The sequence below is a fragment of the Ochrobactrum sp. SSR genome (assembly GCF_030067775.1).
Taxonomy (GTDB): domain Bacteria; phylum Pseudomonadota; class Alphaproteobacteria; order Rhizobiales; family Rhizobiaceae; genus Brucella; species Brucella teleogrylli.
On sequence record NZ_CP125969.1, the window covers coordinates 1,911,378 to 1,922,540 of the forward strand.

Below are 11,163 nucleotides of genomic sequence, written 5' to 3' on the forward strand. Positions count from 1 at the left end.
AGGGCGACGGTAATGAACAAGATGTCCAGGATCATAACCATTGCAAACCAGAAAGGCGGCGTCGGTAAAACCACGACGGCGATCAATCTGGCCACGGCTTTGGCGGCAATAGGCGAAACGGTTCTCATCGTTGATCTCGATCCGCAGGGTAATGCCAGCACGGGGTTGGGGATTGACCGCCGCAACCGTCCGCTGTCTTCTTATGACGTGCTGACGCAAGAGGCGTCAGTGCCGGAAGCTGCGATGCAGACCGATGTGCCCAATCTTTTTATCGTGCCTTCGACGCTCGATCTGTTGGGTATCGAGATGGAAATCGCACAATCCGCAGACCGTACGCGCCGTCTGCGCGATTCTCTGCGCTTCGATTCCAGCGTTTCCGAACGGTTTTCCTATGTTCTGGTGGACTGCCCACCATCCCTGAACCTGTTGACGCTGAATGCCATGGCCGCTGCGGATTCCGTGCTTGTGCCGTTGCAGTGCGAGTTCTTCGCGCTGGAAGGCTTGAGCCAACTGTTGCAGACGGTCGATCAGGTGCGCTCGACCATCAATGCCGAGCTTTCCATCCAGGGCATCGTGCTGACGATGTTCGATAGCCGCAACAATCTGGCTTCCCAGGTGGTGGATGATGTCCGCGCCTTCATGGGCGAAAAGGTCTATCGCACTGTCATTCCGCGCAATGTGCGCGTATCGGAAGCCCCATCCCATGGCAAGCCGGCCATTCTCTATGATTTGAAATGCGCGGGAAGTCAGGCCTATTTGCAGCTTGCGTCGGAAGTTATCCAGCGTGAGCGGCAGCTGAAAGCCGCATAGAAAACTTATCGATTCGACTACGTAACAATTGCAGGAATTTGCCGAACGATGAACGACGATCCTTCAAAGAAGCGCCTTGGCCGCGGACTGGCCGCCCTGATTGGTGAGATCGACCGTCCGGTCGAAGAGCGTAAAGCGCCGGTTCCAATTGAACGCAATGTGCCGATCGAGTTCGTCACGCGCAATCCACGCAATCCGCGACGCATGTTCGCGGAAGCCGAGCTCGAAGATCTGGCCCAGTCGATCAAGGAACATGGCGTTGTCCAGCCAATCGTGGTGCGTCCCGCGCCCGGTCAGCCTGATCATTTCGAGCTGATCGCCGGCGAACGCCGCTGGCGCGCATCGCAGCGCGCAGGCGTCGATACGATCCCTGTTATCGTCCGCGATGTGGATGATCGCGTCGCTCTTGAGATCGCGATCATTGAAAACGTTCAGCGCGCAGACCTGAATGCAGTCGAAGAAGCGTTGGGATATCAACAGCTTATCGATAATCATGAGTATACGCAGAACGATCTGGCGCAGGTGATCGGCAAGAGCCGTAGCCATGTGGCCAATACGTTGCGCCTTCTCAAGCTGCCGCAACCAGTTCAGGATTTTATCGTTGATGGTGCGCTGTCTGCCGGACATGCGCGCAGTCTTATCACGATGGACAATCCGACGGTTCTGGCGGAGCGGATCGTCAAGGAAGGCTTGTCCGTCCGTCAGGTGGAAGCTCTTGCGCAGGCCGAAGCGCGGGGCGGGGCGGAACCGAAACCGGGCAAAGCTACGCCGGTGGAAAAAGATGCCGACACCAAGGCGCTGGAAAAGCTGCTTTCCGATGTGACCGGCATGAAGGTCGAGATCAACCATCGGGACCGGGGCGGCGAGGTGAAAATCCGCTACAGCTCTCTGGAGCAACTCGATGAAATCTGCCGCCGCCTTCAAAGCTGATTTGTTCGTTTGTGGAATACAAGAACCCCGGTATCTATACCGGGGTTTTTATTTGCAGATTGTTTCACGAGCAGGCAGTTAGCGCCGTGCGTTGCGCATAGCTTCCACACCGATAGCCATCAGGCATTGGCGGATGATCGGAATGGCAAGCGCGGAATTCTGACGGCTTTCCAGCACGGCACGCTGGAGACGCTCCAAAACGCGTGAAAGGCTTTCGCCGCTCCAGCGTCCGACAGCTGTTTCGATCAGCCTTTTACGATTGAAGAAGATGGGTGGCCTTGCACTCGCCACGACAATGGACGCGCTTTTGCGTTCGCTATCCATGATATAGCGCAGGCCCTGTATCTGCTGGAATTGCCGCATGGCTGTGTTCAGCACCAGAAAAGGCGCTGTGCCGGATTTCACGACACGGTCGAATGTGATTTCAAATCGCTGCAAATCACCGGCAATGACTGCATCCACGACCTCGTCTGTCGACAGGCCTGCAACATCGCCCACCGCTTCGCGCACATCGTCAATGTCGATACGCTCCTTGCCGCGCGCATAGAGGCAGAGCTTTTCCAGTTCGCCGCGGGTGGCAAGGCGGTCGCCGCCAAGGCTGGCGCGAAGCAGCTGACGTCCATCGAGGGTGATCTGCAGCTTCCATTCGGCCAGCACATCATCGATGACACCATCGATACCGCGCGCATCATCCGTATAGCAGGGCAGCGCCATGCCCGCCGAGGCGTTCTCGACGGCGCTGCGCAACCCTGCGCCCTTCTTCAAATCACCGGCTTCCACAAGGATGAAGGTTTCATGCGGCGGTTCGGTTGCCAAGAGCTTGACCGCATCGGCGAGTTTCTTCTGCCCGGTGGCGTTCTTGATCCAGATCAGCCGAGTGCCGCCGAACATCGAAATAGTGCGCGCTTCATCGGCGAGCTTCGAAGGATCTGCGTCGATCTCGTCGGCTTCCATGCGAATGACGGCAAAGGGATCGTCGAGCGGCAGCTTTGTCGCCTCGGCATAGCGGCGCGCTCGCTCACTCACCAGCCCTTTATCCGGGCCATAAAGAAGCACGACCGGAAACGAGCTGCTCGGTCTGCTCAGGAAACCATCGACTTCATTTGCTTTTTTCTGGGCCATAGTGGGTTCTTAGAACATTTCGGGCAGAAACAAAACAGCCGCCGGTCACGGGGTGAACGGCGGCTGTGAAAAGCGAATAGTGGACTATTATTCGATCAGCAGGGCATCGTCGTCGAGCGTCTGGCCGCGCACCTTGCGGAACATCTCGATCAGGTCTTCCACGCCCAGCGTCTTGCGCCTGTCGCCGGTAACATCGAGCAGAATCTTGCCGCCATGCAGCATGATGGTGCGGTCACCATAGTCGAGCGCCTGACGCATGGAATGGGTGACCATCAGCGCCGTCAGCTTGTTTTCGGTGATGAGCGTACGGGTCAGTTCCATGACGAATTCAGCCATGCCCGGATCGAGCGCTGCGGTATGTTCGTCGAGAAGCAGAACTTCCGAACCGGCCAGCGTTGCCATGATCAGCGAAAGCGCCTGACGCTGCCCGCCGGAGAGAAGTTCCATGCGGTCCTGCATCCGGTTTTCAAGGCCGAGATTGAGGCTCGCCACGCGCTCGCGAAACCATTCGCGACGATTGGAATTCAGCGCATGGGTGAAGCCGCGCTTCTTGCCACGCGATGCGGCAAGCGCGAGGTTTTCCTCAATGGTCAGGGTGCCGCAGCTGCCAGCCAGCGGGTCCTGAAACACGCGTGCGACGAGACCGGCGCGTTCGGCGGTGGATTTGCGGGTCACATCCTTGCCACTGATCACCACCTTGCCGCCGGTCGGGATGACATCGCCCGCAAGCACACCGAGAAGGGTGGATTTGCCAGCGCCATTCGAGCCGATAACGGTGACAAAGGAACCGCGATCCATGGTCAGGTTGATTTTGTTCAGAACCTGCTTTTCCAGCGGGGTGCCGCGACCGAAGACGACATCGAGATTGGATACTTCGATCATGCGGATGCTCCCCCGCGGCGCATGCGCGGCAATATCAGGGCGAATGTAACGAGAAGCGCGGTGGCGATGTTGAGATCGGACGCCTGCAGGCCGAATGTGTTGCCGTTCGAAAGTGCAAGCTGGATGGCGATGCGGTAGATGACGGAGCCGAGCACGCAACCGATCAGGATCACCAGCAGGTTGCGCGTGCGCAGGATGGTTTCACCGATGATGACCGCTGCGAGACCAACGACGATGGTGCCAACGCCCGAGGTGACGTCCGCAAAACCGTTCGTCTGGGCGAAAAGCGACCCGCCAAGCGCGACGAGCGCGTTGGACAGCGCCATGCCGATATAGATTTGGCGATCCGTCTGTACGCCTTGCGCGCGCGCCATTTTCGGATTGGCGCCGGTCGCACGCATGGCAAGGCCCATATCGCTTTCCAGAAAGCGCCAGACGATGAAGACCGCGATGGCCACCAGCACGAAAAGAAAAGCCGGGCGAACGTAATATTCCGGGATACCGTGGCCGAAGAAGGGGCTGAGCATCGTGTCCTGATTGATGAGCGCGATATTCGGCCGACCCATCACACGCAGGTTCACCGAAAACAGCGCGATCATCGTCAGAATGGAAGCGAGCAGATTGAGAATCTTGAAGCGGACATTCAGCGTGGCGGTCACGAGACCGGCTATCGCGCCAGCAACCATGGCGATTGCGGCGGCGAGCCATGGGTTGAGGCCTGCGAGGATCAGAACGCCGGTTACAGCTGCACCGAGCGGGAATGAACCGTCTACCGTCAAGTCGGGAAAGTCGAGGACGCGAAACGCCAGATAGACGCCAATGGCGACAAACGCGAAAACGAGGCCTAATTCGACCGCACCCCAGAAGGCGATCTGACTCACAACGACATTCCTTGTACTTTGCCGCAATCGGCAAGGATGAAGCCGGTTTTCCGGCATAAGACCATCCGCAAGCCTGCGGGCATCGAGGCTTCGTGCCTCCGATTGCCCAAAAGGCTTTCACCAATCGCGACCGGTTTTGGTTTGAGTGTATCCGGCGGGCGAGGCCCGTACGGATCGTTTCCCGGCTAGATCATTTGTTCCCGTTATTATTCCAGTGGGATTACAACTCTCGTAATCCCGAGCGCAAGCCCAAACCGCGCCAAAGGCCCGCAAATGCGGCTTTATGTGCGGCTCACGCAACATTCGTGCGGTATTGCCTCACCTTGGGTATTGTTTGGAACTCCTTTGGCCTTTGTCCAAAAAGAAGAAGGGCGAGAGTTTTCACTCTCGCCCTCTTTTTCTGCGGTCTGATCGATGATCAGTCGATCTTGCTGGTAGCGCGGTCGATCACGGCCTTCGGGATTTCCACGCCCATCTTCTTGGCGGCGCCGAGATTGATGACGAGATCAGTGCCCTTTGCGATTTCAACCGAAATGTCGCCCGGCTTTTCGCCCTTCAGGATGCGTGCAACCACAGCGCCGGTCTGCTTGCCGACGTCGTAATAGTTGAAGCCGAGGGCGGCCATCGCACCACGCTTGACGGAATCCGTATCGGCGGTGAAGAGCGGCAGCTTGCTTTCCTCGGCAACACCGACAGCGCTTTCGAGGGCCGATACGATGGTGTTGTCGGTCGGCACATACATGGCATCGGCGCGGCCGACGAGAGCCTGCGCAGCGCCCTTGACTTCAGCCGACTTGGTGGCGGCGGATTCAACGATTTCGATGCCGTCAGCGGCAGCAGCTTCCTTCAGCGCAGCCAGAAGCGAGACCGAATTGGTTTCGCCGGAATTGTAGAGATAGCCGAGCTTCTTGATGTTCGGCATCACTTCCTTGATGAGCTTGATATGTTCGGCCACCGGCGACATGTCGGAGAGGCCGGTTACATTGCCGCCCGGCTTTTCCATGCTTTTGACGAGCTGTGCGCCGACCGGATCTGATACGGCGGTGAACACAACCGGTATGTCGCGCGTGGAAGAAACCACGGCCTGAGCCGAAGGGGTGGAGATCGGAACGATCACATCCGGGCCTTCGCCGACGAACTGACGTGCGATCTGTGCGGCGGTTGCCGGGTTGCCCTGTGCGGACTGATAGACGAATTTGAGATTTTCGCCTTCCTTGAAACCGGCTTCGGCCAAAGCATCCTTGACGCCGTCACGGGCAGCGTCGAGCGCCGGATGTTCGACGATGGCGGTCACGGCGACGGTAACGTCTTTTGCCTGGGCCGAAGTGGCAATGGCCGTTGCGGCCAGCAATGCCAGAAGTACAGAACGCATGAAAATCTCCCCTAATTGGTTTCTATGCTGTTGATTGCTTAATCAAGTTGATAGCCGAAATCAATCAGCACGGGAACCGGACAGATTGCATGGGGGAATGCGGGTCGCTTCATGAAGCGGCTGTCAGGCTTGTTCCACCCCATGGGTTTCCAAAAGCGACTTCATGCGTTTCACGGCAAGCTCCGGCCTGTCGAGCACATTGGCCTTGTCCGCCAGCTGAAAAATGTCGGCATAATGGACAATGCCGCGCGCCGACTGCATTCCGGCTGGCATGGTGAAATGCGTCTGGTGGCCGTTGAGCCATGCGAGAAACACGATGCCCGCCTTGTAATACTGGGTCGGCGCTTCGAAAATCTTGCGCGATAGCGGGACGGTCGGCTCTATGATGGCGCGGAAACGGGCGCTGTCGCCTTGGGCAAGCGCTGCCAATGCGCTGGAGGCCTGTGGCGCGACCGCATCGAAAATGCCGAGCAAGGCATGGCTGTGCCGGTTGCCGTCGCCTTCGATCAGCGGCGCATAGTTGAAATCATCGCCTGTGAAACAGAGCACGCCTTCCGGCAACCGGTCTCGTAATGCCAGTTCGTAACGTTCTTCGAGTAGCGAAATCTTGATGCCTTCCACCTTGTCGCGGTTGGCTTCGATGATGCCGATGACCGTATCCAGCGCATCCTCAAAATTTGAGGCTCCCCAGTAGCCTTTGAGCTGCGGATCGAACATGTCGCCCAGCCAGTGCAGCACAACTTTCTCGCGGGCATTGGAGAGAATGTGCCCATAAACCTTCGCATAGTCGTCGGACGAGCGGGCGATACGGGCAAGGGCGCGGCTTGCCATCAGGATGAAGCGCCCGCCGTGTTTCTCGATGAAACCAGCCTGTGTTTCGTAGGCCTTGATGATGTCATCAAGGCTCTTGGCATCCGCCGGATCGAGATGGTCGGTGCCAGCACCGCAGGCGAGATCGGTACCCGCTACGGTCTTGCTTTCAGCCAGCGAGCGGCGGATCAGCTCCTGCGCGCCCGCCCAGTTGAGGCCCATGCCGCGCTGCGATGTGTCCATCGCTTCGGCGATCCTGAAACCGAGACTCCAGAGATGATGCCGAAAAGCCATGGTCGCATCCCAGTCGAGCGCGGGATTGCTCCAGGGCGTCGTATCTTTTCGCGGGTCGGAGACAACATGCGCTGCCGCATAGGCGATGCGATTGAATTGCGGGGGAGCGGACGGTCTTTCGGTCGGCGTTCCGACAAGCCGATATGGAAGCAGGGTTCCACCGGCCTTCGGCAAGGTCAGCATAGTGTCGAATGCAACGCCCATCATCGTCCTCCCATGAACCTCAGTCTTGATAATTTAGAACGTTCCAAATGGCAAGGAATAAGCCTATTTCAAACAGATATAGCCCATTATTTTGAGAATTCTGCCTAAAAAGGGCCAAACAACAAGGCGATATCATGGCAATATTACGGCTAAATTTATCTAATTGACAATTTTGGAACGTTCCAATTAACTTAGCGGCAGAAGTCGAGGAAAGCCATGAACAAGAGCAGCGTTACGGTCATCGATATTGCACGCGAGGCAGGCGTGTCCAAATCGACCGTGTCGCTCGTGCTGCGTGACAGTCCGCTGGTTCACGCTGAAACGCGGGTCAAGGTACAGGCGGCAATCGAAAAGCTCGGTTATGTCTATAACCGCAGCGCCGCAAATCTGCGTCAGGCGAAGTCGAAGATCATCGGGCTGGTCGTCAATGATCTGACCAACAGTTTTTTCGCTGAACTGGCGGTGGGCATAGACCGCGTGATGCAGTCGGCGGGCTATGTGCAGTTTTTGGCCAATACCGGCGAAAGCATCGACCGCCAGCGCGAGGTGATCGCCTCTATGCGCGAACATGGCATTGCCGGGCTGATCGTTTCACCAGCACGCGGTACGGAATCAGGCGATCTGAAGCCGCTGGCGAAAAGCGGCCTGCCGGTCGTGCAGATGGTGCGCGATGTGCCGGGTTCCGGTGTTTCGTCCATTCTGTCCGACAATCGCGGCGGTGTCGCGAAGGCCGTCGAGCATCTGGTTGGTCTGGGTCACAGGAACATCGCCTTCATGGGCGGTTATGCGGATACCGCGGTGTTTTCGGAGCGTGTTTCCGGATATCGCGCTGGTCTGGAGCAGGCGGGTCTCGCCTTTGACGAAGCGCTGATCTTTACATCGGCGCCGTCGCGGGCGGGCGGCGTGGAAGCTGTGGAGCGCATGTTGCTGCTCGGTGCAAAGCCAACGGCCACGGTGTGTTTCAATGATGCGGTGGCGTTTGGTGTTTGTGACGGCCTGCGCGCCGCGCATCTGGAACCGGGTCGCGATTTCGGCGTGGTCGGCTTTGACGATGTGATCGAAGCAAAGACGGCGGTGCCCGCATTAACAACGGTGTCGGTCGATCCGCAGGGGATGGGCGAACGGGCGGCACAGCTTCTGTTGAAGCAGATCAACTCGGAACGGGTGGAGGCGGAGGCGCAGCGTTTGGCGGTGCGTCTTGCGGTGCGCGCAAGCTGTGGTGCGCAGACCAAAAAGGAGGAAAAACACCAATGGCAAAGTGGGGCCTTATAGGCGCAAGCACGATTGCGAAGGAATGGGTGATCGGAGCCATTCGCGCGACCGGCGGCGAAGTCGTTTCGGTTTACAGCACCAATGCCGCGCGCGGCGAAACCTATGCGCGCGAAAACGGGATTGCCCGCTCGGTGACAAGCCTTGATGCGCTGCTGGCCGATCCGGAAATCGAAGCGGTCTATATCTCCACCACCAATGAACTGCATCGAGATCAGGCGATTGCCGCAGCAAAGGCCGGCAAGCACATTCTGTGCGAAAAGCCGCTGGCGCTGACCCTTGGCGACGCCCATGCCATGCTGAAAGCCGTGCGCGAGGCAGGCGTGGTGGCAGGCACCAACCATCATTTGCGCAATGCCGCCAGCCACCGCGCCATGCGCGATGCCATCGCAGAAGGCCGGATCGGCAAGGTGCTTGGGGCGCGGGTTTTCCATGCGGTTTATCTGCCGCCACATTTGCAGGGCTGGCGCATTGAACGACCAGATGCCGGTGGCGGCGTCATCCTCGATATCACCGTGCATGATGCCGACACGCTGCGTTTTGTGCTGGGCGAAAACCCGGTCGAAGCCTTGGCTTTCAGCCAGCAGGGGGCCTCAGCGGCGCTGGGCTGGAAGACGGTGTGATGGGGGTGCTACGCTTCTCCTCCGGCGCGATTGCCCAGTTCCACGATGCTTTCACCACCAAATATGCCGAAACGGGCTTTGAAGTGCATGGCAGCGAAGGCTCGCTGGTGGCGCGCAATGTGATGACGCAAAAGCCGATGGGAACCGTCATTCTGCGTAACAAGGATGGCGAGCACGAATTGCCGCTCGACCAGAAAAATCTCTACGAAACCGCCTTGCAGGCATTCCACAACGCGATTGCGGGCAAGGGCCAGCCTTCTGCAACACTCGAAGACGGCATCTGGTCGCTCGCCACCGGGCTTGCGGTCGCGGAAGCCGCCAAGACTGGCAAGGCAACCGCCGTTCAATCTGGACTCTGAACACCATGAACAAGCATATTTCGGCTGCGAAAGCGGCTGCACTCATCCCCGACAATGCTGTCGTTTCGGTCTCCTCATCGAGCGGTCTTGGCTGTCCCGACCTGACGCTGAAAGCGATTGGCGAGCGGTTCGACGAAACCGGCCATCCCAAGAACATCACCACGCTGCATCCAATTGCGGCAGGCGATATGAGCGGCATCAAGGGCGTCGATTACATCGCCAAGCCCGGTTTGTTGAAGAAGATCATCGGAGGTTCCTATCCGTCCGGCCCGTCGAGTGCCGAACCGCCGCTGATCTGGCAGATGATCACCAATAATGAGATTCCGGCCTATAATGTCCCATCCGGCATTTTGTTCGACATGCACCGTGAAGCGGCGGCCAAGCGCCCCGGCGTGCTGACCAAGGTAGGGCTCGATACATTCGTCGATCCCAAGCGTCAGGGTACGGCGATGAATGACAAGGCTACACAAGAGCCGGTGGTGAAACATGTCAGCTTCGAAGGCGAGGACTGGCTCTATTTTCCGGCCATCATCCCGCAGGTGGCGATCATTCGCGCGACGACGGCGGATGAACGCGGCAACCTCACCTATGAGCATGAAGGCGCTTATCTCGGCGGTCTCGATCAGGCGCTGGCCGCGCGCAACAATGGCGGCATCGTCATTGCGCAGGTGAAGCGCATCGCCAAGGAAGGCACGCTGAAGCCGCATGACGTTCGCGTGCCGGGCGTTCTGGTCGATTATATCGTTGTCGATCCCGACCAGAAGCAGACCACGCAGACGCTCTACGACCCGGCGATTTCGGGCGAGATTTTCCGCCCGCTGGATACATTCCGTCTCGCCGAATTCAATATTCAAAAAGCGATTGCACGGCGTGTCGCGCAGGAATTGCAGGCGGGCAGCGCGGTCAATCTCGGCTTCGGCATTTCCGCCAATGTGCCACGCATTTTGCTGGAAGAAGGCCTGCACGGTGCCGTGACCTGGGTGATCGAGCAGGGTGCTGTCGGCGGCGTGCCGCTTCTGGACTTCGCTTTCGGCTGCGCGTCCAATGCCGATGCCTATATGCCGTCACCCTATCAGTTCACCTATTTTCAGGGTGCCGGTTTTGATGCCTCGCTGCTCTCGTTCCTTGAGATCGGGCGCGACGGTTCGGTCAATGTGTCGAAACTTTCATTCCGTCCGCATGTCACGGCGGGAGCGGGCGGCTTTGTCGACATTACCGCACGCGCCAGGAAGATCGTCTTTTCCGGCATGTTCAATGCGGGTGCGAAATTGTCGGTCGCTGACGGTAAGCTGGTGATCGAAAAAGAAGGCAAGCTCAAAAAACTGGTCAATGAGGTCGAGCATGTCACCTTCTCAGGCCCCCGCAGCGTCGCGCAGGGACAGGACATTACCTACGTCACCGAACGGGCGGTGATGAAGCTGACGCCGGAAGGTATCGTGCTCACCGAGATTGCGCCGGGTGTCGATTTGCAGGCGCATATTCTAGATCAATCCGAATTTCCGCTGATCGTTTCCGACCAGCTCAAGACCATGGATGAAGCGCTGTTCCGCGAGGAGCCAATTGGACTTGAATTGCCGCAAAAACCGGCGCGAAAGCTGGAGGCGTGA

9 protein-coding genes and 1 pseudogene are annotated in these 11,163 nt (G+C 58.3%); 5 read left to right on the forward strand and 5 right to left on the reverse strand.

Annotation, left to right across the window (positions count from 1 at the left end; genetic code table 11):
- Nucleotides 1-12 precede the first annotated feature (12 nt).
- Nucleotides 13-810: a ParA family protein gene (locus QLQ11_RS09015; protein ID WP_109370014.1), complete on the forward strand. Its 798-nt coding sequence runs from the start codon at nucleotides 13-15 to the stop codon at nucleotides 808-810.
- Nucleotides 811-858: 48 nt separating this feature from the next.
- Entirely contained in the window at nucleotides 859-1,740 is an 882-nt protein-coding gene (locus QLQ11_RS09020) for a ParB/RepB/Spo0J family partition protein (RefSeq protein WP_109370013.1), read from the forward strand.
- A gap of 78 nt (nucleotides 1,741-1,818) precedes the next feature.
- On the opposite strand, the gene holA is transcribed toward QLQ11_RS09020, so the two are convergent.
- The 5 genes from holA to QLQ11_RS09045 all read right to left on the reverse strand — a co-directional run bounded on the left by holA (nucleotide 1,819) and on the right by QLQ11_RS09045 (nucleotide 7,305).
- Entirely contained in the window at nucleotides 1,819-2,862 is a 1,044-nt protein-coding gene (holA, locus tag QLQ11_RS09025) for a DNA polymerase III subunit delta (RefSeq protein WP_109370012.1), read from the reverse strand.
- Between the two features lie 87 nt (nucleotides 2,863-2,949).
- Nucleotides 2,950-3,744, reverse strand: a complete 795-nt coding sequence (locus QLQ11_RS09030; protein ID WP_109370011.1) for an ABC transporter ATP-binding protein — start codon at nucleotides 3,742-3,744, stop codon at nucleotides 2,950-2,952.
- Nucleotides 3,741-4,625, reverse strand: coding sequence for an ABC transporter permease (locus QLQ11_RS09035; RefSeq protein ID WP_109370010.1), 885 nt, complete (start codon nucleotides 4,623-4,625; stop codon nucleotides 3,741-3,743). The genes QLQ11_RS09030 and QLQ11_RS09035 overlap by 4 nt, the downstream gene beginning before the upstream one ends.
- Nucleotides 4,626-5,043: 418 nt before the next feature.
- Nucleotides 5,044-5,997 carry an ABC transporter substrate-binding protein gene (locus tag QLQ11_RS09040; RefSeq protein WP_109370009.1) on the reverse strand — a complete coding sequence of 318 codons (954 nt, stop codon included), beginning with the start codon at nucleotides 5,995-5,997 and terminating at the stop codon, nucleotides 5,044-5,046.
- Between the two features lie 123 nt (nucleotides 5,998-6,120).
- Nucleotides 6,121-7,305, reverse strand: a complete 1,185-nt coding sequence (locus tag QLQ11_RS09045) for a dihydrodipicolinate synthase family protein (protein ID WP_109370008.1) — start codon at nucleotides 7,303-7,305, stop codon at nucleotides 6,121-6,123.
- A gap of 216 nt (nucleotides 7,306-7,521) precedes the next feature.
- Here QLQ11_RS09045 and QLQ11_RS09050 point away from each other — a divergent pair, with 216 nt between their 5' ends.
- From QLQ11_RS09050 to QLQ11_RS09060, 3 genes and pseudogenes are all read left to right on the forward strand, one after another.
- A complete protein-coding gene (locus QLQ11_RS09050) occupies nucleotides 7,522-8,577 on the forward strand; it encodes a LacI family DNA-binding transcriptional regulator (protein ID WP_109370007.1) in 1,056 nt (351 codons plus the stop codon).
- Nucleotides 8,556-9,556 (forward strand): annotated as a pseudogene (locus QLQ11_RS09055) (Gfo/Idh/MocA family protein). The gene QLQ11_RS09050 and the pseudogene QLQ11_RS09055 overlap by 22 nt, the downstream one beginning before the upstream one ends.
- Nucleotides 9,557-9,561: 5 nt before the next feature.
- A complete protein-coding gene (locus QLQ11_RS09060; RefSeq protein ID WP_109370005.1) occupies nucleotides 9,562-11,163 on the forward strand; it encodes an acyl CoA:acetate/3-ketoacid CoA transferase in 1,602 nt (533 codons plus the stop codon).